The following is a 24,975-nucleotide window of genomic DNA, read 5'->3' as shown; positions in this document are numbered from 1 at the left end:
GGTACGCATCGGTACTGCAAAGCAGCGCTGCATGTTTTCCCGCTACGTCGTTTTTCGAGAACTTGGGTTGCGCTTTCAAGGTTCCTCGTTCCGCGGTTATTGGTTACCGCGGACCTGGACCCGCGCAGCGTTGCTGGTAAGCAAGCCAGGTTTGTCATCAACTTTTGTTACCCTACAAGCAGGCCAATCACTTTATGCCTATCGTTCGACTGAAGGAAAACGAACCGTTTGAAGCCGCTCTGCGCCGCTTCAAGCGCACCATCGAAAAGACCGGTTTGCTCACCGAGCTGCGTTCGCGCGAGTTCTATGAGAAGCCCACGGCCGAGCGCAAGCGCAAGCACGCCGCCGCCGTGAAGCGCCACTACAAGCGCATTCGTAGCCAACAACTGCCCCCGCGCCTGTATTGATTTTTGATTCCCGAATCTATTGATTCCAGAATCATTCATCCAGGATCTACTCGCCCGAGTCGACGTCGTCGATGTAGTCGGGCGATATGTGCAGTTGCGAAAGGGTGGGGCCAACTTGCTTGGCCTGTGCCCCTTTCATAACGAAAAAAGTCCGTCGTTCACTGTCAGCCCCACCAAGCAGTTTTATCACTGCTTCGGCTGTGGAGCCCATGGCAGCGCCATCACATTCCTGATGGAACATACGGGTACCAGTTTCCCCGAAGCCGTGCGCACGCTCGCGGCTTCGGCGGGAATGACGGTCCCGGAAGAAAATCGAAGTCCACGTCAGCAGCAGGAAACCGCGCGCCGCAAGGCCGAGGAATCACGCCATACGCAGGTGCTGGATGCCGCGCAGGCGCACTATCTGAAGCAGTTGCGCGCCTCTCCGGCCGCGATCCGTTACCTGAAGCAACGTGGCCTGACGGGCGAAATTGCCGCGCATTTTGGTTTGGGGTGGTCGGGAACCGACCGCCACGGCCTTTCGCAGGTCTTTCCCAATTACGACGACCCCACGCTGGTGGAGTCGGGCCTTGTCATTGAGTCCGAAGATGGGCGCCGTTATGACCGCTTTCGCGAGCGCGTCATGTTCCCGATCCGCAACGCGCGAGGCAGTCTGATCGGGTTTGGCGGTCGCATCATCGGGAAGGGCGAACCCAAGTACCTGAATTCTCCCGAGACACCGCTTTTCTCGAAGGGCCATGAACTGTATGGCCTTTGGGAAGCGCGCCAAGCCATCCGCCAGGAAGGTCAGGTGATCGTGGTTGAAGGGTACATGGACGTGGTCGGCTTGGCGCAGCAAGGGATCGCCAACGCGGTCGCGACGTTAGGCACCGCAACGACGCCGGACCACGTTAAGAAGCTGCTGCGCGCCAGCGACAAGGTGATATTCAGTTTTGACGGTGACGGCGCCGGTCGGCGTGCCGCTTGGCGCGCGTTGCAAGCCTGTCTGCCGGTGCTGCGCGACGATATCGCCATTCGATTCCTCTTCTTGCCGTCCGAGCACGATCCGGATTCCTACGTGCGCGAACTTGGCGCTGAAGCATTCCGCGCATGCCTGGGCGACGCAGTGGCGCTGTCCCGATTTCTGCTTGACGAGTTGGCCTCGCGCCACAACATGAATGAAGCGGAAGGGCGCGCCAGTTGTCTGCACGAGGCCAAACCTCTGCTGGCGGCCATCCCGGAATGCGCCTTGCGCGTCCAGATCGAGCGCGAAATGGCCAAGCTGGTGCAACTGACGCCTGAGGAAATGTCCCAGATCCTGGCACAGCAACCGGCTAAGCCTTTTGCGCCGCCTGGCACCGCGAAAGCCAGCGCGAGCGAGGCCGGCGCGCCGTCCGGGAATTCGGGTCCGGATCAGGACGGCGGTCACTCCGATATGGGCTATGACTTTGCCGGCCATGATTTCCACGACATTCCTGCTGAAGAACCCGACTTTGCCGATTACGGACAATTTCCGTCGACGGGTGGAGAAGCTGTGGCGGGCTCCGGCCAACGGTCCGGTGGAAAGCCTGATTGGAAGAGCAAAGGCGATTGGAAAGGCAAAAGCGACTGGAAGGGCAGCAAGGGCAGTTGGAAAGGGCGCCGGGACAATGATGTCGGCGGCTTTGAGGGGCGCCGCACCATGCCGTCGCTGGCCAAGCGTTTGCTGGGGCTTTTGCTTGCTCACCCCGAACTTGTCGACTCGATGGGCGATCAGCAGCTTGAAGTCATCGACCATGGTCCCCATCTAGGTTTGGTACGGGACTTGATCATGCTGGCCCAATCCAGCGGCGCGCGCCATGTCGGTGCCCTGCTGGAGGCGGCCGAGCCGGATTCCGACCTGGCGACCGTCCTGAAGGGGCTGCGCGCGGACATCCTGTCTCAGGAAGATCTGCCGGATCCCCAAACCGAGTGGGACGACGCCCTGCGGCGCATTGAATTTGATTCAGCGAAGCTTGAAATGGCCAAGCTGGCAGCGACGGGGCTGTCTACGGAAGAAGCGCGAAAGCGCTATCTGGAGCTGTCCAGCCGTTTGGCGGTGTTGAAAGGTGCTGGGATACGGTAAATGCGCTAAAATCGAAGGTTGTCCGCTGGCAAGGGCGCCTGCCGGGCTGTGTAGTGCCAAGGGCGGCCTTCCAAGCGTAGCCTTGCATTTTATGCACCGACGTTTGCAGCGCAAAGATTCCTGAAATATTTCTGAATCCGAGATGACCCTTGCCCCGGCCGGCTTGTGCTCATGGATTTGCCCAAGCCGGCGGAATCAATTCCGGCTAGGTGAATCTAATAGATTTCCGCGGCTGCTGCTGCTTGAGGCGGTCTGGCAGGAAGTAGGCGCGCGAGACGTAGTGAAGAAGATTTGAAGCAAAAGCAGTATTGAGAAAGACCGAAGTACATCGAGGACGAAGTACATCGAGGACGAAGTACATCAAGGTACTTGTTTTAAGTGATTTTATGGCCGACGGCTGGAGCCGAAGGCTGAGCGGTGAATCAGGCAGTTCAGCGGTGAGCATTTTTGCGTAGCGTTAGTGGTCTGGGTGCTGTGTCTACATAGCTGCTAGGGGCAACCGTCCCCATAAGCAAGCAAAGCCTATTTATAGGCAGGCAGCCCCCCCGACGCCCGGAATCCGCCGCAGGATGAGGTTATGCACGTTAAGCGCCCGAACGGTATTGCACCGGCAAGGCGCCAAGCGGGCTCGCAAGAGCTGGCGCTGCGAACAACGCAGCCGCGTGATCTTGGCCGGTTTATCTGTTTTACCCGTATCTGCGTCGCGCTGGGCCACCGTCCAGGGTGAACCAGCGCGGTGCAACATGCCCAAACGGGTTGCGACGACCACGGAAGCGACTATGACCAAATCCACCGGCAAATCCTCCTCTGCAATTGATGCGGCTGAAACTCAGGCCCCCGCGGCCAAGCGTGCCGTAAGCATGGCGGCGGAAAAAGCGCCCGCCAAGACGGCGGTGAAGGTCGCCAAGCCTGCCGCCAAGACGGCTGCCAAAAAGGCAACCAAGACGGCTGCGGGTGACAAGCCCGAAAAAGTGACCAAGGCGCGCGCTAAGAAGGCTGAGGACAAGCTCGCCGACTTGGTGGGCGGCAGCGCGCCTCGCTCGGGTCCGGTACCCAGCGGCCGCCGCCCGGGCCGCCCCGCCAAGAACGCCAATAACGACGGCGATGGCTTCGACGACACGATGGACGGCGAAGGCGAAGTGCTGCCTGACCTGAAGCCGCCCAAGCGCGGCGGCAAGCGCGGCAAGGCAGATCCCAAGGATCTGATCGCGCGCGGCCCCGTCACGCCGGAAGAATACGAAGCTCGCCGCAACCGTCTGAAGCAGCTCATCAAACTGGGCAAAGACCGCGGCTACCTGACTTACGGCGAAATCAACGACCATCTGCCCGACGATCTGGTCGACGCCGAAGCCATTGACGGCATCATCAGCACGTTCAGCGACATGGGTATCGCGGTTTACGACCAAGCGCCCGACGCCGAAACGCTGTTGATGAGCGAAAACGCCCCCGTTGCGTCCAACGACGACGATGTCGAAGACGAAGCCGAAGCCGCGCTCACCACCGTGGATTCCGACTTTGGCCGGACCACCGATCCCGTGCGTATGTACATGCGCGAAATGGGTTCGGTTGAACTGCTGACGCGCGAAGGCGAAATCGAAATCGCCAAGCGTATCGAAGACGGCTTGAAGCACATGGTCATGGCCATTTCGGCCTGCCCGACCACGATCAACGAAATCCTGGCCCACATCCTGCGCGTGCGGGAAGGCCAGGCGCAGATCGACGAAGTCGTCGACGGCCTGGTTGATCCGGAAGACGGCGAAGAATACGCCGGCGCCGGTGTCACCGCTGACGAAGACGAAAGCGATGACGGTCCCGCCGGCGGGATGTCCAGCAAGCAGCTGGAAGACCTGCGCGTGAAGGCGTTGGCCAAGTTTGACGAAGTGGGCAAGCAGTTCGACAAGATGCGCCTGTCGTACGAGAAAGACGGCTACAAGTCGGACATCTACGTGCGCGCGCAGGAATCCATCCAGAACGAACTGATGGGCATCCGCTTCACCGCGAAGATGGTCGAAAAGCTGGCTGACACGCTGCGCAACCAGGTGGAAGAAGTGCGTCAGCTTGAACGCGCGGTCCTGCACACGTGTGTGGACCGTGCCGGCATGCCGCGCACGCACTTCATCAAGGTCTTCCCGGGCAACGAAACCAATCTGCAATGGGTCGTTGACGAAGTCAGCGCCGGCCATCCTTACGCCGAAACGCTGGAACGTCAGATTCCCGCGGTTCAGGAACTGCAGCAAAAGCTGATCGACCTGCAGACGCGCGTCGTGCTGCCGCTGAAGGACCTGAAGGACGTCAACAAGCGCATGGCAACGGGCGAAGCGAAGGCCCGCAAGGCCAAGCGCGAAATGACCGAAGCCAACTTGCGTCTGGTGATCTCGATTGCCAAGAAGTACACGAACCGTGGTCTGCAATTCCTGGACTTGATCCAGGAAGGCAACATTGGCCTGATGAAAGCCGTGGACAAGTTCGAGTACCGTCGCGGCTACAAGTTTTCGACGTACGCCACGTGGTGGATCCGCCAAGCCATCACGCGTTCGATCGCCGACCAGGCGCGCACCATCCGTATTCCGGTTCACATGATCGAAACGATCAACAAGATGAATCGGATCAGCCGTCAGATTCTGCAGGAAACCGGTGCTGAGCCGGATCCCGCGACCCTGGCGCAGAAGATGGACATGCCCGAGGACAAGATCCGCAAGATCTTGAAGATCGCTAAAGAACCGATCTCGATGGAAACGCCGATCGGCGACGACGATGATTCGCACTTGGGCGACTTCATCGAAGACACCTCGACGCTGGCGCCTTCGGACGCGGCTTTGCATGGTTCCATGCGTGATGTGGTCAAGGAAGTGCTAGACTCTCTGACCCCGCGTGAAGCCAAGGTTCTGCGTATGCGTTTCGGTATCGAAATGAGCACCGACCAGACCCTGGAAGAAGTGGGCAAGCAGTTCGACGTGACTCGCGAGCGCATCCGCCAAATAGAGGCTAAAGCGCTGCGCAAGCTGCGTCACCCCAGCCGCGCCGATAAGCTGAAAAGCTTCCTCGAAGGGCAGTAATCCTTTCCTGGGCCTCTAGCTCATGCCTGGTTAGAGCAGCGGACTCATAATCCGTTGGTGCCGAGTTCGACTCTCGGGGGGCCTACCAAGTAACAGCGCGGGTTTGCGGGCAGTTCACGCAACCCGCGCTTTTTTTTGTGTGGGGGATTTCTTGCCAATCTCCCCGAGCGCTGATTTCATCGCTTCGGTTGCCAAGTGACTGTAGCGTTGGGTGCTGGCTGCCGACTTGTGACCAAGCACGGCGCCGACGGTGTACAGGTGCACATTGGCGTTGATCATGGCGCTGGCTGCGCTGTGGCGTAGGTCATGAAAGCGCAGGTGACCCATGCCCACCGCGACCGCTGCCGCCTTGAACTCCTTGGACACGTTCCACTTGTTGCGTGGTGCCACCTTCGACGCCGAGCGGATCTTCGGGTGCATAGGCACGTGGCGGGGTTCGCCGTTCTTCGTGTCCTCCAGCATGAACATCCCATCCTGGCGTACCGCCTCCAGAATTTCGCTTAGGCGCATCCCGCTGTAGAAGGCGATCCGGATAGCCGCGCGCGACTTCTTGCACTTGCACGCCCGGGCGATGGCCAGCATCTCGGCCCGGTTCACATAGTTCCGGCGTTCGTTCCGAACCTCCGGGGCGATTACTCGCTCGGCCGGGTCGCGGTCGTGCCTCCCGTGGCGCTTCCATCCCCAGCGGCAGGCGCTGGTCAGGTAGCGGATTCGGTTGCGCTTGGTGGCCGGGGCCAGCGGCTCGCCGGTCAGATCATGCAGAGCCTTGTCGGCGTATTCCTTGCAGACCTCATGCAGCGCGCCCATGGGTTTTCCCTGGTAGGCCCACATCATCTGCGCCAGCTCGCGGGTGATGATCTCACCGGATTTCAGGTCCGGAATGCGCTCCTTGATGTAGATCGCCACCGCGTCCTCAATCAGGAACTGCGGGCGTTCGACACCAGTTGCAAGCGCGTAGAGTCGGGCCTACTCTTGGCGGTCGTAGGCGTCAGCTTGGGCTTTACTCCACGACTTTGGAAGAGCTTTTCGAGCGCGGACCCGCTGCCCTTCAATGAGACGGTCGAACTCAAACATGAGGCAACCGCGCGCTTTGTCTCGGTATATCGGCATGATTGCAGGTACTCGGCTAGGTCTTCGGGTGCGAACAAGATCCGGCGCCCGACGCGGTGGCAGGGGATCGGGCCACCCGGGGCGGCCAGATCATAGACGGTACGGGGGGAGAGCCCCAATTCTCGGGCGGCCTCGGGGACAGAAAGCATATCGCCTCCAAAACGAAGCCCGCGCTAGGCGGGCTGTTTCATCCAATTCTTGCGGGTGGTTCTGAGCATCTGCTCAATAACGTCAGTCATCCGCATCCTTTTGCAAACACCGGATCGTCACGCCATCAGGCGCTTCGATGACCAATGACGGCTGAAAACCGTTGCGGTAGTTCAGCGCTTCGATTCGCATCGGCCAGCGGGGGAAATCGCGGTCGTCCAATTGCGGATCGTGATTGGCCACACCGATCAGCCATGAGCCGCAGTTTCCTGGGCAATGCTGTCCAGTGACGATCAAGCCCAGGCCGCTTTCTTTGTGCTCGACCAAGTATTCGATTGGACGCCCACTGGCGCAGTTGTCGTAGTCGTCCTTGGAGTGCTCGACTTCACCGAACGTATCGTCGCTATAGCCTTCAAATCGTAGGATTGGCATTTATTGCTCCTTCTCCGGATTAACCTTCACCCACTGTCTCGCCCAGCGCTCCATCAGTACGCCCGCATGCGCCCAGTTCTCGCCATGCCGAAAGATGAGATGCCACGCTACACCTACCTTGGATACAAGGAGGCCCTGGACTGCCAGCCATTCAATCAGGCGCCAATGTTCACAGGCGTGCCATCGACGCAAACGTACCGGCTGTCGGATGACGCATACCGCAAGTTGATCCTGGTCAAGGCGTTGGCCAACATTTCCGACTGCACGTCGCCCAGCTTGAACAGGCTCCTTTCGAACTTGTTTGCCGGGCGCGGACGCTGCTATGTGTCCGACACGGGGCAGATGGAGTTCCGGTACGTGTTCGAGTTCGCGCTTGAACCGTATGAGATTGCGATTCTGACCCAGTCAGGCGCGATTCCAAAGCCCGCCGCCGTCCTCGCTAACGTCCTGCAAGTCGACCTACCCACAACCTTCGGATTCAACGAGGCGCTGATGCAGCCGTTCGGTTCCGGTGTCTTCTTTACCTCTTCGGGGCTTATCAATGCAAGCTAGCAACGCACCTACCAAGTCGGCCGTCCCGTTCGCCAACAGCGGGACGAAGAACACCATCCCCGTCGCCTCGCAGATTGGCATTACGCCTGGCCTGGCGTCGTTCACCGACGGTTTCCCACCGTTGACTATGACGCCGCTCGCGGCCGGCGGCGTGCCGCCCTACGGCGCGGACTTCAACGGTATTCTGAACTTCTTGAGCGCCGGCATGCGCTGGAACCAAAGCGGCGGCGGCTACACCTACGATTCGGCCTTCGCGACGGCTGTGGGCGGATACCCGAAAGGGGCTCTGCTGCTGCGCGCGGACTTGTCCGGGTACTGGCTGAACGTGGTCGAGAACAATACGACCAATCCGGATACCGGCGGCGCCAATTGGCTCAGCCTCTTCACCTCCCCGACGCTTGTGTCTCTAACTACGAGCGGGAGCTTCACTGTCCCAGCTGGCGTTCGGTCGATCGATATCGAACTCTGGGGTGGCGGCGGTGGCGGTGGTGGCGTTGGGGCGACAGGCGGAATTGGCGGTGGCGGTGGTGGCGGGGGTGGCTATGCTCGGGGAATCTTCCCCGTTGTTCCTGGAACCGTCTATTCATACGTCGTAGGCGCAGCCGGCTCGGCAGGAGGTTCGGGCGCCAACGGCGGCAATGGTGGAGCTAGCTCATTTGGCGCGCTGCTGAGCGCAACAGGTGGGAGTGGGGGGACGTCGAACGCGAGCGGCAATGGCGGCGCGGGCGGAATCGGCGCTGGCACCATCCTGAATATCACCTCTGGCGCAGGCTCTGCGAGTTCTACTGCCTTAGGTGGATCGGGTGGGAATACTTCCTTCGGAGGTGCCGGTGGCGGTGCTGGCGTCGGGTCTTCTGCGCCTGGCTGCATGCCCGGAGGCGGTGGGGCAGGGCGCGGCCCCTCCAACGTTGGTTCTGGTGCAGCAGGCGGCGCAGGCCTCATCAACATTCGATATTGAGATCCAATATGGCAACATACGCACTGATCCAGGATGGCGTCGTCACGGAACTGTACGAGACGGAGAAGGATATCTACGAGATTTTCCATTCGTCGCTTGTGTGGCTGGACACTACAAAAGTAATACCGGCTCCTGTGGTTGGCTGGACATACAACGGCAAGAAGTTCTCGCCACCGGACGCGGAACCCTTGACCCATGTGGTCCCGAGCGAAGTATCCGCCGGGCAGGCCTATGCAGCTTTGGCTGTGGCAGGATTGCTTGACGTGGTCACGGATTGGGCCGCAGCGCCCGACACGGACCCGATTCACCGGATTGCTTTCGAGAAAGGGACTTCGTTCCGACGCGATAGCCCGGCAGTTGAGGCCGCGCGCATTGCATTGGGCTTGAGCGACACTCAACTGGACGAGCTATTCGCGGCTGCCAGTGGCATTCGGCTTTGAAAGGTGGGCACTGAATTGACGGACGGGGCGTGGCATATAAAATCGCTGCAACCCAAAAACGTTGAGCTAGATGCAAATATCCTACAAAAAACCGGCGTGGTATTGGTTCTTCAGCTTCGTGCTGTTCATGATCGGCGGGGTGCTGTTGAGAGACGGCGGCGCCCAGCCGGCGCTTCTCGCGACGATTGATCACGTCAATGACGGACTCGGCATCAGTGACCCCGGCTCATTTGCCATCGGCGCCAAGGACATTTTCCTGCATGGATGGGTGCAGCCGGCGAATTATTGGGTGGTGGGTTTCTGGCCACCTGGCTTCATGCTGCTGGAAGGCTGGCTGCTGAAGGTGTTCGGCGGCAACGCACCGATCATCGTATTGGCTCAGGTCTGTGCCTGCGCGATGCTGGCCACGATGGTGACCGTGCAGCGCCGGTATTTGTCGCGCTTCGTGAGCATTGCCGCCGCTAGCCTATTGCCCTTTCTAATCTTCGTCTTTCCGATGCCTCGGCTGTTTCTTTTCGAGCCGATCGGTATCGTGATGAGCGAAACGTTTTCGGTCAGCTTCTTCATCACCGCAGGATTGCTCATGCTGGAGGCGGTCGAATCTGGCCGCTTGCGCGTCGCGGCCTGGGCGGGGTTGCTGTATGCACTCTCGGCTTATTTTCGGTCGCAGTACGAGGTCTTTGTGATGGTAGCCACCGCCGTAGGCGTCCTCGCTGTGGTTGCCTTGGCATGGCGGGCGCGCAAGGCGAAGGCGCCCAGCATCAGAACGGACAGCCTGTTCTCTATCAAGGCGATCTTGTTGGCTCTGACCGTCGCGCACGTTCTCATGGTGCCGTGGCGCATGCACAGCTATGCCACGCATGGGAACTTCCTTTGGGTGCAGACATCCAGTCTGACGGTTAGGACTGCGCTTAGCACCGACGACGCGCTGCTGGCGGAGAATGGCTCATTTGTGATCAACGGCGGCGGCAACCTGGCTTGTAAGTTGGAGCCTGACTACTGCGGCAAGAACGATAGATCATTGTTCCTAAAGGCATTCTTCCAGAACCCCGTGAAGTGGATCTCCGCGAAGCTTGCCCTGGCGCGGAACTACTGGAATACGTTCTCCTATCCACACAATCCATTGTCGGCCTGGTTCTATGCCATGGACGGCGTTGCGAACATCGTGTTCCTGTTGTGCCTGCTGATCTCGCTGCCGTTGTTGTGGGTGGTGCGCGGTTACCGCTGGTGGGCGGTGCTGGCGTGGTCGGTGGCTTCGCTTTACGGGGCCGCCGCTGTGATCTTTGTGCTGGTGCATTTTGAGTCACGGTACTTCTACATTCTCAAAATATTCTCCTTTACGACTGTCATGAGCATGATGGCAATATGGTGGCGGGGGTCCAGCGTTGGGTGGAGAATGGCGCGTTGAAGGCTATGGGCGGGAACGGCACGATTACCGTTCTGGCGCCGGCCTAGTAGGCGTACTTCTTCATCGCCTCGGGAAGCTTGAAGTCGACGGGCTCCGGATCGTCGGCGAGGCGCGCGACGATAAAGAGCTTGTCCAGATCTTCGATGCCGTGCTTGAGGAAACAATTCACCATGCGGTACCGCTCAATGGTGAAGTACTTGTTCATGATGGCGACCTTGTGTTCCATGTCGCCATCGTCACCCATTCCGCCTTTCCCTTCCGCGAAAACATTGTGGCTCTCGAATAGGAGATGGCCACCGGGGCGAAGAAACGAAACGATCCGCTTGATGTAGTTCTCGAACCCCATGTCAAGGTTCCCATCGATGGTGTGGTGGTTCGAGAACGACAGGACCACATCGTATTTTCGGTCGCTTTGGAACGTGGAGAAGTCGCCGTCGATGACCTCCATATTGCTCAGTTTGAAGTGCTTTGCGGTGTCTCGGGCTACGCGGTTGAGATGCGGGTTCAATTCGATCGCTGTGACGGACTTGGCCCGCCAGGCACAGTAAACGGCGACAAAGCCAGCGTTACTGCCGATATCAAGAATGTCAGCGTTATTCAGAATCTGATCGACGTCGTACTGCTTAAAGCGAAAACCGGTTGGCTTGCCACCAGTAATCCCAAGTTCTTCTAGGCCTTGGTAGAAATACCCGTGTGTGTATTGCTTTTCCTTCGGCCAGGACCTCACCTGCTCCTTGAGGTGACCAAAGAGCTTGCGCTGAATTAGCGCCTTTCCTTTGAACAATCCTTTCCAGAAATCGTAAATGGGGAACTTGCGGTAGTACGGAATAGCCATGCCGCCCTCGCTTTGTCGAAGGGATGGATTTTATCTTTTTCACAGTTTCAGGGAAGAAGCCCGCTTCGGCGGGTTTTTTTTCGTCTATAGGGGGCGCGATGTTGTCGCTTCAAGGGGAATGCCATGGCTGACGAGCATCTGTCCGACCCCTTTATCAAGTCACTGCACGCGCGCGTCGCGCAAATGGAGCAAGACATGGCCCACAACGCGGAAGCCACCGCGCGGAACACGGACTCAATCGAGACGATCCGGCAAAACACACAGGACATCGTTGATACCTTCGCGGCGCTGGCTGGGGGCTTCAAGGTCTTGCAGGGGCTGGGGCGGCTTGCCCGACCGATCGGGTACATCGCGACGGCGATCGCAGCCACGTTAGCTGCGGTTGCGGCAGTGAAGGGAATTTGGAGATGATCTCGGACAGCTTGAAGCGCAAGTTGATGGCGGCGGCCAGCGCTGGATCGATTGCGATTGCCGGCGTGCTGGTGTCGCACTTCGAGCCCGGGAAGATTCGGGGCAAGCCCTACATCGACCCCGTAGGCGTGCTGACGGTCTGCGACGGGCACACCGGCCCTGACATCGACCCGAAACGGATCTACACCGACGCGGAGTGTGACTCGTGGCGCCACGCTGATCTGGCCATTGCCGACCGGGCTGTGCGTCGCCTGATCACCGTGCCGCTGAACGACTGGCAGCGCGCCGCCTTGATCGACTTCACGTACAACCTGGGCGCCGGCAACCTGGCCGAGTCGACCATGCGACGCAAGTTCAATGCGGGCGACTACGCCGGCGGCTGTGCCGAGCTGGACCGCTGGGTGAAAGGGCGGGTGGGTGGCGTGCTGGTGACGCTGCCAGGCCTCGTCACGCGCAGGGAGGTGGGCACATGGGTCTGTCTACAGCGTTGATCGGCTGGAAGGGCTACGCCGCCGCCGCACTGGTCGGCGCAATCGTTCTCGCAGGCGCGGCTGCCTCGGTTCTTTGGTACGGAGCAGCAGAACGGAAGGCTGGCCGTGTCGAATGCCAGGAAGCGCACCGTGTCGCCGGCCTGGAAGAGTTTAAGACTGAGGCGGAGCGACTGACCGGCCTGTCGCAGAGCCTGGCTAATACGGCGGAGAGACTTGCCACCGCCGAGCCCAAGGTAATCGAGAGGTACACCCGTGAAATTATCCAGAGCCCTTTGCCTGCTGACTGTGTGCGCGACCCTGGCCGGGTGCGCACAACCAACGACGGGATCGACGCGGCCAACGCTTCCCGTCAATCTGAGCGCGCCGTGCCCGCCAGTTCCGCACATTGATTCTGCGTCCTGGGACGATCTGGCCAGGGCTCACATCGCGCTGGCGTTCCAATATGCGGAATGCGCTGCCCGGCATCAGGCGGTAGTGGACGCATGGGCGGGGGCAGAGTTTAGGTAGGACGTGTCCCGCACACCCAATACTGCCCCCCAAGCGGAAGCCACCCCAGGTGCCGCTCAACCCATGCCAGTGCAGATAGCTTTGGTGGGATGAACAGACAATACTCAAAAGTGTGCAGGTCGAGAGAAGCCTGTTTGATTAGAGATTTCATCTGTTTTGGCTTGAGCAAAACCGCATCTGCGTCATAGATGCAGTTGTTCACTATCCGGCGAGTGATAGGGTTGTATGGGTTGTGCTCGAAGACGCACAAAGCGCCTCCTGGGATCAACCGATCCACCAATCCTTCAGTCGCGCGCGTACGCTCAGCCGGGGGTATGTGGTGATAGACGCTAGCGACAAAGATCAAGTCATAGGCGCCGCGTGGTGACGTGTCACCTTCCAAGAAGAAATTATGCCCGGGGTGTTCTTGGCGGGCGACTTCTAGGCTTGCTTCGGAGACGTCAGAACCCTCAATGACGGCGCCAGGGAAAGATTCCCGGAGAAAGGGGATGTTCCTGCCGATTCCGCACCCGTACTCTAATATCCGCGCAGGCTGGATTTTCAATGTGTTCTTAACGAGATCCACCTTGTAGCGCGCGAAGTACTCATCATCAGCAGAGAAAAACCCCACGCTCTCTCGTAGGAGGTCGTTGTAATTCTCTGTGTGGTTATCGAAATCGACCTTCTCACTCATGCCGGCTCCTTTTTTGTGCGGGCATATTACAAGAGCAAGCTAGCTAACGATATCCTGAATTGTCCGGGTCAGGCCCTCGGTCCTTCACCAGCTTGATCTCATCGTCGGCCCCGATCTCGCGCACCCATGATCCGCACCCCTCGTCTGGGTAGACAGGGGCGATGCGGTGGCCAGGATCGCGGCGGCAGTACGGCCTGCGCCCCTGGTCGGTGGTTTCACCATGCCAGTGGGTACAGGTCCAGCTACCCGCCGAGTTTTGGGGGCATGGGCTTGAAGTAGGACATTGCTGGACAAATATACAGCAAAGAGTGTGGGGGATTTATTGGCAAAGTAGGCGCAATCCGGCGTAATCGACGCGCTGGGCGCGAAGGGAAAGCCCTGCAAAATCAACGCCCTAGGGCTATGCGCCTATCGCGTCCGTTGACTCATAATCCGTTGGTGCCGAGTTCGACTCTCGGGGGGCCTACCAAGAAAATCCTGAGCGATCAGGTACGAAACAGCCGCCAGCAATGGCGGCTGTTTCGTTTTTGGGGCGAAGAGCAGCCTTCAATGTGTGCGAATTGTGTGTCATTGAGAAACAGCGATATCTTTGTTGACGTTAAGCGCCCATAGTGGCTGCGGGAATATTTTTTCCCTGTACATCTAGGACATACATTGAAGATAGAAACTGGTATCGTGAAGTGGTTCAACAACGACAAGGGCTACGGCTTTATTTCGCCGGAACTGGGTGGTAAAGACCTCTTTGCGCATTACTCGGAAATTCAGGGTGACGGGCACAAATCTCTTGAAGAGAACCAGCGCGTTTCTTTCGTCGCCGGCCAAGGACAGAAAGGTCCTCAGGCGACCATGATCAAAGCGATTTAATAACCTGTTTGCCCGCTGTCAGGCGGGCAGGTTGGTAGCAAGCTGCGGGGCCGAATCCATTGGAACAATGGATTCGGCCTTTTTGTTGGGTGGAGAGGTGTCAGGCGACGGTTTCCAGAAGCGGGGCGGCCTTCCCCGTCAGGCCGGATAGCCATCAGTTTCAAAATGAAATGTTACGGAAAAAATGGTAAAACCTATCCGTCTGTACTTTTCATTGTTCTCAACAAGGAACTGAAGTTTCATGAAGCAACTTAATTTGAAGTCCGATTTAACGGTTGGCGACATCATCGGTCACGGAATCATCTGGATCCTCTTGAGCATCGTGACCCTGGGATTGGCGTTGTTTGTTTTCCCGTATTACATGCAGCGATTTATCATTAGCCGCACGTCCGTGCTGGACGATTCGGGACGGCGGGTAGGGCGGCTGGTATGCACGATCGATTTGGCCAGCATTATCGGGAATATCGTCATTTGGGCCATCATCTCCGTAATCACGTTGGGAATCGGATACTTGATCTTCCTGTATAAGATCAACGCTCATTGCATGAACCACACAAAAGTGTTGGACGTGACGATCTGAAGCCTAGCGCTATGAGCAAGCTCGCCTCTTGGGCGGGCTTTTTTTATGGCCGACGCCTTACCGCTCGGCGGAAATGCCGTCGGTTCAATCATGAGCATCGCCCGAATCACTTCAATGGTCGATCCAGCGCTCATTTGAGCGCCAGCTGATGGGTTCGCTTGAATCCTGGCCGCTGCTTGCGCAGCCAAGGCAAGGTATGCGGATAGGTTTGCGGCGGCCCCGACAAAAGCTATGGGCATTGGCCGGGGCGTTCGCAGTCTTCATTGTGCAAAAGTCATACGGATATGGCCTTTACCGCCTCGTTCGGGAGCGTGTGGAACGCCCCCTTGCCTTTTCAAGGTCGGTAACTGCTGAAGGCACATCCGTATGGTGGGTTTCCGTGGGCTTATCTAATGCCTGCGGGCGTCGCCTGCCTATTCATCCGGATCCGGGCGCATGCCTCTCGCTTCTTGCAACGCTATCTCTGCGCAGAACGCTCGGATCATCGTTATGCAAAGCTCTTTGTCGGCTTCGGAGAGCGCCCGGAATTCGGCGGGCGGGAAATCGGGATAGGGCCATGTGTTCATTCAGACACTCTAGCAACGGGATTCGCTTCTGTATCGTCTGAAGCCCGGAACTAGGACCGATTGACGGGTCTATGCGCGGCGCTCCGGGGCTTGTGGACTTGCCTTTTCAGCGCGGGGCCATTCCCTTGCGAAGCTTGTCAGGAGCCTCCAGCAGCGAGGCCGCCAGGCTGTCGCGCTCTTGCACACAGGGCTCGTCGCACAGACTTTTGACGAAATCATCGTACAGTTCGCCCGTCACGCCGGCGGGCCGCTTGAAGTCTCCCGATAGTTGATAGGCGCGCAGGATCACCGACCTTAGGCGCTTGACCTCCCAAAGCAGCGAGATCACGTCGGAGTTCCAGGGTTGACGCTCGCGGATCGTCCGGAGGTCGTCTAGGGTGAGGGGGGCTTTGAACGTCATGGCGAAAGACACTGTTTATATATCCAGTATATTCCACCAGAAACGGGGTCATTTCACGGCGTCGGCATTTAGTTTCAGGGCCGGATAGGGGGCCAGAAGCTCACGCGTGTTCTCCGGAGGCGCGCTCAGCCAGTCGCGGTAAGAACCTTCGGCCAGAATCACCACCATCCGCTTTTCCTCGTTCGGCCGGTGATACCGGCTGAACAGCGGGTCGTGGTCGCCGTTGATGGTCAGCATCGTGTAGCTCTCGTGCATGTGTCCTGCGGCGTCGCGCCACCGGTCCCAGAGCCCGGCGATGCCTAGCGGCATGCCGTCGGCTCGGCTGATGCGAGTTGGCACGGCCGCGCCTGATCGCCAGTCCGGTTCGAAGATGGCTTGGGCCGGGATGATACAGCGTTGCGCGCGGCGCCAAGCGTTGCCAAAAGTGTATGACTTTGCCGCGGTTTCGCTACGAGCGTTGAAGGTGGACAATTTGGCGGCTTTATCCACCGCATCCGGGCGCGTGGCCGCCGAAATCAGACCCCATCGGCCGATCACAGGCTCTCGTTCCTGCACCGCTTCATCACCCGAATCCCACTCTATCGGCCGGCGAACAAACAAGCCTTCGTAACGCGGCCACATGTCGTACTTCGTACTAAGAGCAGGGGCGCGAACGCCAAATTTCTGCAGCAGCAGTTCTGCATCTTTCAGCGTCTGATAGTGGGAACACATGCGCGCCTCGATGGCTGAAAAACCGACGCCAAAACGGAAGAGCGCCCCAGCTCAAGATGAGTCTGAGGCGCTCCTGCCCGGCTTCGCACGCGATGGGTGTCAGACAGCCCGGCAACTCAAATCTACTGCTGAAAAAAACTACCGGCAATAGGGAAAACCCCAAAGGAATTAGAGGGTTACAAGATCCCGGCGTTAAGCGGGTCACTCCGTTGAGCCGCGTTACGTCCGTCTGGCGCTAAGGGATTTTTATGGCCCGTTGTCGCGGTCCGCCAAGGCGTCAAGGCCCCGGGACACATTTGCCCACCTCGGCTTGTGCGAATTGCGGCACCTGGGCGCGACGTCGACACTGACGCCTACTTTCAACGCAGCGGAGAGCAGAAATGTGGAGCAGTCGAAAACGTCAGCTTGGCCAGGGCATGACGGAGTACATCGTCGTCGTGGCCCTGGTCGCGGTTGCGGCCATCGCCGTCTATCAGTACTTCGGACAAGTGGTTCGTTCACAAACCGCGGCAATGGCGCGCGAGCTGGCCGGAGAAGACGGTGGAACGCAGACGCGTGCGGCGCAGCAAGCGGCCCAGAAGGCGGGCGCGCAGACCAAGGCCCGTTCACTGAAGTCTTTCACCGGCAATGCAGCGGACGGGAAGTGAAGATGTTGACTCGTACGCCACGTGCCCTTCAACATGGCCAAGCCCTGGTGCTTGGGATGGTGGTTGTGTCGGTGGCGGTAGCGTCTCTGGTGGTGCTCTACAACCTGGGCCAGACCGCCGAAGGCCGCGTAAGGCTGACGCATGCAGCGGATGCGGCGGCGTACAGCGGCGCGCTGGAACAAGCGCGCACGCTCAATGCGATCGCCTACGTCAATCGCACCCACATTGCCCATCAGGTCGCCATGGCGCATCTGGTCACGCTGGCAGCGGCCGCGCAGTACGGCGGCGCCTTGCACACGCAGCACACTCGCCGCAATCCGCCAGCTGGCCTGATAGCCATGCTGTTTGGTGCCGATATGGGCCTGGCCTATCGATCCGGGCAAGCCCCATCGGACGCGCAGTCGCGGCTGGCAGGCGCATTTGCTCAACATGATCGGGTGGTGCATCGCGTATTGAAGGCGGGGGCGGAATCCGCCATGAGCGGTCTTTTCGCTTCCCGCGATCGCATCATGCGCAAGGTGCTTGAAGCCAATATGGTTGACTCCGGTTCCGACGTAGGCGCACCTGCGACAGGCTTGGCGATGGATCTGCTGTCCGACAACTGGCCTGGCTTTATCGGGCGCAGCGCCGCTGCCCGGGAAGCGGGCCTGCGACCGGCCGTGGAGCAGGCCACCGAACGTTATCGCTTTCTGAATAGCCGCGATGCAACGCGTCGCAATGCCTGGCCGGTCAGCCGCCGATGTCCGTTGAAAAGGCATGAATTGCGCCGTCGTGGAATGACCTGGCTTGGCCCGGACGGGCGATGGGGCGCGTTAGATACGCAATCGTTCCATGCGCTGCGTTCCAATCGCTGGATTGGGTGCTACTTCCGTGAGTACGCCATGGGTTGGGGCACGGCCCAAGGGAAAAAGTCCCAGACGCCTGACGGCATCGATTACGTGGATGAAGCACCCGCGGATTTCTCCCAAGAGGATTTTTGGCGATGGGTGCAGCAGTCCACCGGGTGGGACATTTTCAGCGGCGCGACCAATCCGATGTCCAACTCCTATGCGATGGCATCAGCGCAGCGTTGGCCCGCCGGTGGCTTGCCGTCTTATCTGGAAATACCCACTGAGCGTATGCGCGACCCGTTACGTTTTGCCGTGCGCGTGGCATGGTCAGGCACCCGGCTCAAGACGACGGATGCGGATAGCGCACTGGCGCAACCTCGTGGTCGCTTTCGCTATGACGGCTTGGGCCAGTCGGGCGCCATCACCGTCGCCAGCGCCGCCGAAACGTATTTTTTGCGGCCGGAACCTAGAGCCGACAAAAAAAGTGAATTGCCGACATTGTTTCGACCCTATTGGCAGGCACGTCTATCCGCAATCACTCGCGACGAATCGCTGCGAACCAGGGAGGCACGATGAGCTCGATGTCGACTCGCGCTGGCTTTCCGGCCGCCCAGCAAGGGCAGGCAATGATTGAAGCGCTGCTGATGCTGCCATTGATGGCGGCGCTAGTGTGGGGTGTCACCTGGATCGGAGGGTTGCAGTTTTCGGCGCAACAGTTAGCACATGCCAGCCGCAAGGCGGCGATGGCCGGCGCGTTGGGCGAACCGGTGACGCCACTACATTCTTTCGCGGCCGCCGCGCAAACTCGCCGGGTACTCGGCCTTGCTGACATCGCAGCGCCAAACCTGTCCCGCTTGCAGCACGAGTGGTTTGGAGCAGGGCTCCATTTGCTTGCGGTGTACGCCCGGTCGGCGCCTTCAGGGCGAGACGGACCGCCGGCGCCTTTGATCGTGCGTCATACGCACGTGGCGGTCGGCACGGGACACGCACACGGAGACGCCGATGCACGCCGACGCATCGCCAACGCGCCCACGGCATGGCGTCACGTCGGACAAACGTCTCTTGACGAGGCGCGTCGGATGGCGCCGTACGTCCAGCGTATGGACCGCGCATGGGGCAGGGCGGCGATCCACACTGATTGGTTGTCGGCGTGGGACGACGTCGTCCCGCCGGGCCGATTGGGCCAACAAAAGGAACGATCCCGATGACCACGACTACGAACACGACGCAGAGACAAAGAAGGCGCACTGTCAGCGGCGGCCTTCGTCCGCTGACGGCCGGCGTGCTGCTTGGCTGTATGGCCGTATCTTCCGTCGCGTGGCCTTCCGGCCGTTCGGCGGTATCGCCTGGCGTTACGTTGAACCGACTACGTTTTCCCGAAGGAAGCCGGCATGACATGTTGGCGGATCGGATATGGCTGCACGGGCTTCCCGCTCAGGTGCTTGTGTTCGACTCGCCTGTAGCAGTGCCCGACCTGATCCGCGACTTGTCGAATCAGCAGCCGGCCTTGGTCGACTTGAATGTGCTTCCCGATCAAATCATTTTGTCTGGCTGGGTCGACGACATGCAATGGGTGGTGCAGCTGCAAGCTGCGGGCCCGAGCCACACAGTCGGCACGGTTTCTACGCTGCGCATGAATTCAATTCCAGGCCTTGCGACACCGGCCTGGCTGCCGCAGGGCGCAATACCGAGGCTGGATCTTGCGGTGCAGGAAAAGGGAGGCAAAGTGTCCGATCGCATCTGGCAACTGGCCCTGTCGCCCGCCCGGCTTGGGCGGTTGCTGCACGGCGCGTTGCGCCGCGAAGGATGGGTATTCGAGACCGAAACCGAAAGCGGTGCAGAGCAGTCGTGGGCACAGGCTGGCGAACGTCTGCAGATATCGTTGACTGCGTTGGATGGGGGCAGCGCGCTCCACGTCAGAAGGTGGACGCCATGAAGGCCGCACTGATGCACGGCGTTCTGCGGTTGCGGCGCGTTGGCGTTTATGGGCTGGCATTGGCGGCGGGGCTGGTATCCGCGTGGGCCGTGCGCGAGCATGTGCAGCAGCGAGTGGAAGCGTTGGAAGCCCAAGCCCGCGCGCCCGTCGTCGAGCGTCTGGTGGCGGCATATGACTTGGCGGCGGGAACGCAGCTTGAAGACATCGACGTGGCCGTGCGAGAGATCCCGGTGAAGTGGGCGTCTGCCGCCAGTTTGGAGCCGCAGGCCGTGAACCATCTTCTTGGCGGCACGCTGGTCGTGGATGTCGCCCAGGGCGAACCCCTGCTGAAGTCGCAAATGACGTTCACCGCGCCGGCACCCGCGTTGGCATCCCGATTGCGATCGGGCCAACGGGCGCTGACCGTCAGCGCCGCGGACCTTGGCGGCTTGGCCGATAGCTTGCGCGCCGACGACCTGATCGACCTTTACGTGACTTTCATCCATCACCAACGAGAGGTCACTGTGCCTCTGTTGCAAGGGATGCGAGTGCTGACAGTAGGCGCCGGGGCGGACGAAGACGGCCTCGTCGGCTCGGCCGGCAGCATCACGCTTGCCGCCGATCCCGATCAAGCAATGAAGTTTGTTGCAGCCAGGCAGGCAGGCGCGCTTACCGCCATGCTGCGGCATCGCGACGATGTGGCCACCGTGGCTGATTCGACTCAAACGGATCTGGCGTCCCTGATCGGGCTTGACCCCGAGCCCAAGCGCGCGCCGGACGTGACCATTTTGTATGGAGATCGTATGGACAAGCATTCGGTGATGTTCCCACCGGAAGCCGTCGACGCGCCGAACTATTCCGCGAGGCGGCCATGAGACAAGTCATGGTGATTTTGCGGACTCTCTGCGTGGCGGCTGTCACCGCGCTTCTGACGCCGTGCGTAGCGGCTACCCAGGCGAGCTCCGAAGTGCTGGAGCTACAGGTCGGCGAAACCCGAGTTCTTTCCCACCCCGGTGTAAAACGCGTGGCGATCGGCAACGGGCAGGTACTAAGCGCCATTGCCGCCGAGGGCCGCGACGTGGTGATCTTCGCGCGCGCGGAAGGAATGTCGTCGGTGCATGTCTGGACTGCCGCCGGCCGAGCGGCGGCGTATGAGTTGCGCGTGGTGGCTGCCGGGGCGCCGCGCTTGCGCGCAGAGGTCGACTCGCTGCTTTCTCGCATTCCCGGCGCCCGCAGTACCCACGTGGGCGGCCGGATCGTGATCGAGGGGGATGACTTGTCCGACGATGACAGGGCGCGCATCGCCGCCTTGGCTGAACGCTATCCCGCCATCCTGGATTTCACCGGGCAGGTGGGATGGGACCGCATGGTGCTTCTTGATGTGCAGGTCGTGGAAATTCCGACCTCGCGAATGCGAGAGTTCGGTGTTCGTTGGGACGGGGTATCGCAGGGCGGCTTGAACGCCGGCGCCGCCTGGGACGCGGGCTCCAGAGGCCGCATGACGCGTCCGGGCGAACCTGTGATCGAGACGCCCGGGCCCATGTCGACCGCGGCCGGATATTTCGGAGTCAACGCCTTGCTGTCCGCCCGCATCGCCGCGCTGGCCCAAAGCGGCGAGGCGGTCATGTTGGCTCAGCCGCAATTGCTGGCGCGCAGCGGCGCCAGCGCCACTTTCCTGGCGGGCGGCGAGGTCCCCTACACATCGACGGACTCGCGTGGCAACCCTACCACCTTGTTCAAACCGTATGGGGTGTCCCTGAACATCACGCCCCGCATCGACCGCAATGGCGTGATCCGTTCATTGATTGAAGTCGAGGCAAGTTCCGTGGACAGCTCGATTAGCGTCGCAGGAGGACCGGCGTTGCGCACGCGGCGGGCGTCTACCGAATTCAATGTCAGGTCGGGCAACACGCTGGTTATCGGCGGCTTCTTGTCGCGCGAGCAGGGGCAAGAGTCCACCGGATTGCCGTGGCTGAAGAACATTCCCATTCTGGGGGCTTTGTTTTCGTCCCGCCGATTCCAGCAACGCGAAACGGAACTAGCCATATTCGTCACGCCAAAAATCGTGTCGCAAAGCGAGCCGGCCCTGATGGAGCGTGTGCAGCGGGGGCGGGGCGTTATTGATGCGGCGTTCCCGGAGCCGCCTCGGTTGGGAACGAAGGCTCCAGTCGCCAGCCAGGGATGGGATCCCTATTCCGGCGCGGGCTCACAGTGGGCCGCGAACGATGAACCTGCGCAGCCGCGAGATCAGCCCTGAAGCCATGCTAGACATCGAAATGACCTATGAAAACGCCGGCGTTCGCCGCCTGACCACCACCGCGCCGGTACTGATCGGGCGAGGTGCCCAGTGCGGCCTTCGCATCGTCAATTGGCGAGTGGGGCGGCAGCATGCCCGGCTGCTGCGCGAGGACGGCCATATCGTCCTGGAGGATCTGGGTACGCTTGCCGGCACTATCGTCAATGGCGCTCGTGTCGTGCGCCACGCGCCCGTGCTGCCGGACGAGGCCATCCTGATTGGACCGTGCCGCCTCAGGGTGCGCTTGGCAACGCCTGACGCAGCCGCGCTGCCGGATCCGTCCGCCAGTGCCTCGGCGCATTGCCACGCCCCGCCCGGCGGCGATGCAACCGCCCATTTGCAGCCGGCCGCCGTCTCCCGGTTAACCCCATCCCCGTCCCCGTCCCTATCCCCATCGCCATTGCCATCGACCCTGCCGTCGCCCACCTCATTGACCGCATCAAACGCATCAACCCGAGCGACCACGGCAACGCAACAGGAGCCAACGCCCCCGCCTCAACTTCAACGTCAGCTTCAGCCACAGCAGGTGCAGGCGCGGCGTCGCCTGCATGCGGCGCTGTTGGACGCGCTGGACCTGCGCAGGCGCGATGTGGCGGGCATGAGCGATGGCACGTTGCGTGCCGAGGCCGAGCGCCTGCTGACGCGGATCGTGGCGTCGGACACCGACCTGCCGCCGGACGCCGACCGGCAGGCCCTGTGCGCCGAGGTGCTGGACGAGGCCGTGGGCCTGGGCCCGCTGGAACCGCTCCTGGCCGCGCCCGATATCACCGAGATCATGGTCAACCGCTATGACGAAATCTATGTTGAACGCGCTGGGCGTCTATGGCGGCATCCGGCCGCGTTCACCAGCGAACAGTCGGTCCGTTGGGTGATCGAACGTATCGTCACGCCGCTGGGCCGCCGCATCGACGAAAGCTCACCGATGGTGGATGCACGCTTGCCGGATGGCTCGCGCGTGCATGCCATCATCCCGCCCGTCGCCATGAAGGGCGCAAGCCTGACCATCCGCAAGTTTCCACAGCGCCGGCCCCAGATGGCGGATTTGATTGCGGCGGCGTCATTAAGCGGTCCCATGGCCGGGTTCCTTGCGCTATGCGTCAGGATGCGCAAGAACGTCGTCGTGTCCGGCGGAACGGGGTCCGGAAAAACGACATTGCTGAACATCCTGTCCGACGAAATCCCCGAGGACGAGCGGGTCGTCACCATTGAAGACGCGGCCGAGCTGCGGCTTAACCACGATCATCTGGTTGCGCTGGAAGCGCGTCCCGCCAACCAAGAGGGCAGGGGGCATATCGCGATTCGCGAATTGGTGCGCAACGCGCTGCGCATGCGGCCCGACAGAATCGTCGTAGGCGAATGCCGAGGGCCCGAGGCGTTCGACATGCTGACGGCCATGAACACCGGGCATGAGGGCTCTTTGACCACGCTGCACGCCAATTCCCCCCGGGATGCACTGGCGCGGCTTGAATCGATGATCCTGATGGCCGGCCTGGATTTGCCTCTGTCGGTGGTGCGCGAACAGATAGCCGCCAGTGTGGACGTGATCGTGCAGCAAGCAAGATTGGCAAACGGCCGGCGAGTGGTGACATCGATTGTTGAAGTCGCAGGCATGGAAAGCGGCCGCATACAGATCCAGCAGCTATTTCGATTTGATCGTGCAGCCGGCTTCAGCGGATGCGGAGCCTTGCCCGGCTTCACGCAGGATTGGGCCGACGAGGGTGTGTCTCTGGAACCGGCATGGTTCTCCGAGGCCGTATCCCTACCCGGGCCGGTGGATGCCCATGGCGCATGGGGGGCATCATGATCTGGTTGGCCGCTGGGGCGGCGATGTTTTGCGCAGCGATGCTGGCGTGGCATGCGCAGGCCTGGTTTGCGCCGGCGTTGCGCCGCTATCGGGCGCTTTATACACAGGACGCCGGCGTGCGCTTGAGCGAGGTCTTTCTGTTCATTGACCCGGCGCAGTTATGGGCCGCCGCCATGGCGTTTGCGGCAATGTCCGCGGCGCTGGTCTTTTCATTGACCGGCAGCGGCATTTTGGCTGCCTTGTTCGCGGGCGTGGCCTCCAGGGCTCCCCGCATGACGGTCGACCTGTTGCGGCGAAGGCGGGCGCGACGTTTCGAACAGCAATTGCCGATGGCGTTGTTGATGCTGGCGGCGGCTTTGCGCGCAGGTGTTGCGTTGACGACGGCGTTGCGTCATGTCGTCGAGCAAAGCGGCGCACCCCTGGCGCAGGAATTCGGGTTGATGCTACGCGAACAGCGCCTGGGCGTGCCCTGGGACGTCGCGCTGGAAAACCTGCAAGCGCGGATGCCTGGGGATTCCACCGCATTAGTGGTAGCCGCAATGCGCATCGCTGCGCAAACCGGGGGGAACCTGGCAGAAGCACTGGACAGCATCGCGCAAACCCTGCGGGCCCGCTTGCAGCTACAGGCGAAATTGCACGCCTTGACCTCGCAAGGTCGCTTGCAGGCGTGGATAGTCGGCGCGTTGCCCGTGCTGTTGCTGGCCGTGCTGGACCGTCTTGAACCCGACGTCATGGGCGTGCTGTGGCACACGCCGATGGGTTGGGGCGTGCTGGCGATATTGACCGTGTTGGAAACGGCGGGGGTGTTGTTGGTCCGGCGTATCGTCCGAATCGATCTTTGACAGGGGTGAA

General features: G+C 60.6%; 28 protein-coding genes and 1 tRNA gene. 22 read left to right on the top strand and 7 right to left on the bottom strand.

From position 1 onward, the window contains the following. The first annotated feature begins 194 nt into the window (after positions 1-194). The 4 genes from rpsU to V6F88_RS26775 all read left to right on the top strand — a co-directional run bounded on the left by rpsU (position 195) and on the right by V6F88_RS26775 (position 5,634). Complete coding sequence (gene rpsU / locus V6F88_RS26790; RefSeq protein WP_006218592.1) at positions 195-407, top strand: 30S ribosomal protein S21; 213 nt, start codon at positions 195-197, stop codon at positions 405-407. 19 nt (positions 408-426) lie between these two features. After that, positions 427-2,490, top strand: coding sequence for a DNA primase (gene dnaG, locus V6F88_RS26785; protein WP_332613368.1), 2,064 nt, complete (start codon positions 427-429; stop codon positions 2,488-2,490). A 779-nt stretch (positions 2,491-3,269) separates the two neighbouring features. Continuing rightward, positions 3,270-5,546 (top strand): RNA polymerase sigma factor RpoD, encoded by a 2,277-nt coding sequence (rpoD, locus tag V6F88_RS26780; protein ID WP_332613367.1) that lies wholly within the window; start codon positions 3,270-3,272, stop codon positions 5,544-5,546. 9 nt (positions 5,547-5,555) lie between these two features. Further along, positions 5,556-5,634: transfer RNA gene (locus V6F88_RS26775), tRNA-Ile, on the top strand. Positions 5,635-5,660: 26 nt separating this feature from the next. Here V6F88_RS26775 and V6F88_RS26770 read toward each other — a convergent pair. From V6F88_RS26770 to V6F88_RS26765, 3 genes are all read right to left on the bottom strand, one after another. Then, positions 5,661-6,452 carry a tyrosine-type recombinase/integrase gene (locus tag V6F88_RS26770; protein WP_332613366.1) on the bottom strand — a complete coding sequence of 264 codons (792 nt, stop codon included), beginning with the start codon at positions 6,450-6,452 and terminating at the stop codon, positions 5,661-5,663. 11 nt (positions 6,453-6,463) lie between these two features. Continuing rightward, positions 6,464-6,805 carry a helix-turn-helix domain-containing protein gene (locus V6F88_RS27955; RefSeq protein WP_442880405.1) on the bottom strand — a complete coding sequence of 114 codons (342 nt, stop codon included), beginning with the start codon at positions 6,803-6,805 and terminating at the stop codon, positions 6,464-6,466. Between the two features lie 82 nt (positions 6,806-6,887). Then, on the bottom strand, positions 6,888-7,235 hold the full coding sequence (locus tag V6F88_RS26765) for a hypothetical protein (RefSeq protein WP_332613365.1): 348 nt from the start codon (positions 7,233-7,235) through the stop codon (positions 6,888-6,890). A gap of 99 nt (positions 7,236-7,334) precedes the next feature. Between V6F88_RS26765 and V6F88_RS26760 the strand changes: the two genes are divergently transcribed. The 4 genes from V6F88_RS26760 to V6F88_RS26745 all read left to right on the top strand — a co-directional run bounded on the left by V6F88_RS26760 (position 7,335) and on the right by V6F88_RS26745 (position 10,593). Continuing rightward, a complete protein-coding gene (locus V6F88_RS26760) occupies positions 7,335-7,787 on the top strand; it encodes a DUF2612 domain-containing protein (protein ID WP_332613364.1) in 453 nt (150 codons plus the stop codon). Next, positions 7,777-8,745 carry a glycine-rich domain-containing protein gene (locus tag V6F88_RS26755; protein ID WP_332613363.1) on the top strand — a complete coding sequence of 323 codons (969 nt, stop codon included), beginning with the start codon at positions 7,777-7,779 and terminating at the stop codon, positions 8,743-8,745. The genes V6F88_RS26760 and V6F88_RS26755 overlap by 11 nt, the downstream gene beginning before the upstream one ends. A gap of 8 nt (positions 8,746-8,753) precedes the next feature. Then, positions 8,754-9,185, top strand: a complete 432-nt coding sequence (locus tag V6F88_RS26750; RefSeq protein ID WP_332613362.1) for a hypothetical protein — start codon at positions 8,754-8,756, stop codon at positions 9,183-9,185. 70 nt (positions 9,186-9,255) lie between these two features. Beyond that, positions 9,256-10,593 (top strand): hypothetical protein, encoded by a 1,338-nt coding sequence (locus tag V6F88_RS26745; protein ID WP_332613361.1) that lies wholly within the window; start codon positions 9,256-9,258, stop codon positions 10,591-10,593. Positions 10,594-10,636: 43 nt separating this feature from the next. Here the strand turns inward: V6F88_RS26745 and V6F88_RS26740 are convergent, their stop codons facing one another. Beyond that, entirely contained in the window at positions 10,637-11,428 is a 792-nt protein-coding gene (locus V6F88_RS26740) for a class I SAM-dependent methyltransferase (RefSeq protein WP_332613360.1), read from the bottom strand. Between the two features lie 123 nt (positions 11,429-11,551). Between V6F88_RS26740 and V6F88_RS26735 the strand changes: the two genes are divergently transcribed. Genes V6F88_RS26735 through lysC form a run of 4 tightly spaced genes read left to right on the top strand, consistent with a single transcriptional unit; the run spans position 11,552 to position 12,837 of the window. After that, complete coding sequence (locus V6F88_RS26735; protein ID WP_332613359.1) at positions 11,552-11,839, top strand: hypothetical protein; 288 nt, start codon at positions 11,552-11,554, stop codon at positions 11,837-11,839. Then, the gene (locus V6F88_RS26730; protein ID WP_332613358.1) at positions 11,836-12,330 is read left to right on the top strand and encodes a lysozyme; all 495 of its coding nucleotides are present in this window, start codon (positions 11,836-11,838) and stop codon (positions 12,328-12,330) included. The genes V6F88_RS26735 and V6F88_RS26730 overlap by 4 nt, the downstream gene beginning before the upstream one ends. After that, a complete protein-coding gene (locus V6F88_RS26725; protein WP_332613357.1) occupies positions 12,309-12,719 on the top strand; it encodes a hypothetical protein in 411 nt (136 codons plus the stop codon). The genes V6F88_RS26730 and V6F88_RS26725 overlap by 22 nt, the downstream gene beginning before the upstream one ends. Next, a complete protein-coding gene (gene lysC / locus V6F88_RS27950) occupies positions 12,616-12,837 on the top strand; it encodes an Rz1-like lysis system protein LysC (protein ID WP_442880412.1) in 222 nt (73 codons plus the stop codon). The genes V6F88_RS26725 and lysC overlap by 104 nt, the downstream gene beginning before the upstream one ends. Here lysC and V6F88_RS26720 read toward each other — a convergent pair. Continuing rightward, positions 12,830-13,510, bottom strand: a complete 681-nt coding sequence (locus tag V6F88_RS26720) for a class I SAM-dependent methyltransferase (RefSeq protein WP_332613356.1) — start codon at positions 13,508-13,510, stop codon at positions 12,830-12,832. The genes lysC and V6F88_RS26720 overlap by 8 nt on opposite strands. Positions 13,511-14,170: 660 nt before the next feature. On the opposite strand from V6F88_RS26720, the gene V6F88_RS26715 reads away from it, so the two are divergent. After that, complete coding sequence (locus tag V6F88_RS26715; protein ID WP_172616244.1) at positions 14,171-14,374, top strand: cold-shock protein; 204 nt, start codon at positions 14,171-14,173, stop codon at positions 14,372-14,374. Between the two features lie 241 nt (positions 14,375-14,615). After that, complete coding sequence (locus V6F88_RS26710; RefSeq protein ID WP_332613355.1) at positions 14,616-14,954, top strand: DUF6693 family protein; 339 nt, start codon at positions 14,616-14,618, stop codon at positions 14,952-14,954. 672 nt (positions 14,955-15,626) lie between these two features. Here V6F88_RS26710 and V6F88_RS26705 read toward each other — a convergent pair. After that, on the bottom strand, positions 15,627-15,920 hold the full coding sequence (locus V6F88_RS26705; protein WP_046803669.1) for a hypothetical protein: 294 nt from the start codon (positions 15,918-15,920) through the stop codon (positions 15,627-15,629). A gap of 48 nt (positions 15,921-15,968) precedes the next feature. Further along, positions 15,969-16,631, bottom strand: coding sequence for an SOS response-associated peptidase (locus V6F88_RS26700; protein WP_332613354.1), 663 nt, complete (start codon positions 16,629-16,631; stop codon positions 15,969-15,971). A gap of 380 nt (positions 16,632-17,011) precedes the next feature. Between V6F88_RS26700 and V6F88_RS26695 the strand changes: the two genes are divergently transcribed. The 8 genes from V6F88_RS26695 to V6F88_RS26660 are packed head-to-tail and all read left to right on the top strand — an operon-like array spanning position 17,012 to position 24,965. Beyond that, positions 17,012-17,278, top strand: a complete 267-nt coding sequence (locus tag V6F88_RS26695; RefSeq protein ID WP_332613353.1) for a hypothetical protein — start codon at positions 17,012-17,014, stop codon at positions 17,276-17,278. Between the two features lie 2 nt (positions 17,279-17,280). After that, positions 17,281-18,684 (top strand): hypothetical protein, encoded by a 1,404-nt coding sequence (locus V6F88_RS26690; protein WP_332613352.1) that lies wholly within the window; start codon positions 17,281-17,283, stop codon positions 18,682-18,684. Between the two features lie 50 nt (positions 18,685-18,734). Further along, on the top strand, positions 18,735-19,316 hold the full coding sequence (locus V6F88_RS26685; RefSeq protein WP_332613351.1) for a pilus assembly protein: 582 nt from the start codon (positions 18,735-18,737) through the stop codon (positions 19,314-19,316). Then, positions 19,313-20,044 carry a hypothetical protein gene (locus V6F88_RS26680; RefSeq protein ID WP_332613350.1) on the top strand — a complete coding sequence of 244 codons (732 nt, stop codon included), beginning with the start codon at positions 19,313-19,315 and terminating at the stop codon, positions 20,042-20,044. The genes V6F88_RS26685 and V6F88_RS26680 overlap by 4 nt, the downstream gene beginning before the upstream one ends. Next, complete coding sequence (cpaB, locus tag V6F88_RS26675; RefSeq protein ID WP_332613349.1) at positions 20,041-20,898, top strand: Flp pilus assembly protein CpaB; 858 nt, start codon at positions 20,041-20,043, stop codon at positions 20,896-20,898. Before V6F88_RS26680 ends, cpaB begins: the two co-directional genes overlap by 4 nt. An 8-nt stretch (positions 20,899-20,906) precedes the next feature. Beyond that, the gene (locus V6F88_RS26670) at positions 20,907-22,280 is read left to right on the top strand and encodes a type II and III secretion system protein family protein (protein ID WP_332613348.1); all 1,374 of its coding nucleotides are present in this window, start codon (positions 20,907-20,909) and stop codon (positions 22,278-22,280) included. Between the two features lie 19 nt (positions 22,281-22,299). After that, entirely contained in the window at positions 22,300-24,123 is a 1,824-nt protein-coding gene (locus tag V6F88_RS26665) for an ATPase, T2SS/T4P/T4SS family (RefSeq protein ID WP_442880411.1), read from the top strand. After that, positions 24,120-24,965 (top strand): type II secretion system F family protein, encoded by an 846-nt coding sequence (locus V6F88_RS26660; RefSeq protein WP_332613346.1) that lies wholly within the window; start codon positions 24,120-24,122, stop codon positions 24,963-24,965. Before V6F88_RS26665 ends, V6F88_RS26660 begins: the two co-directional genes overlap by 4 nt. Positions 24,966-24,975 lie beyond the last annotated feature (10 nt).

The organism is Achromobacter sp. ESBL13, from assembly GCF_036668755.1.
Taxonomy (GTDB): Bacteria; Pseudomonadota; Gammaproteobacteria; order Burkholderiales; family Burkholderiaceae_B; genus Achromobacter.
The sequence above is the reverse complement of the archived record's forward strand: the minus strand, read 5'-3'. Positions and strand labels throughout refer to the sequence as shown.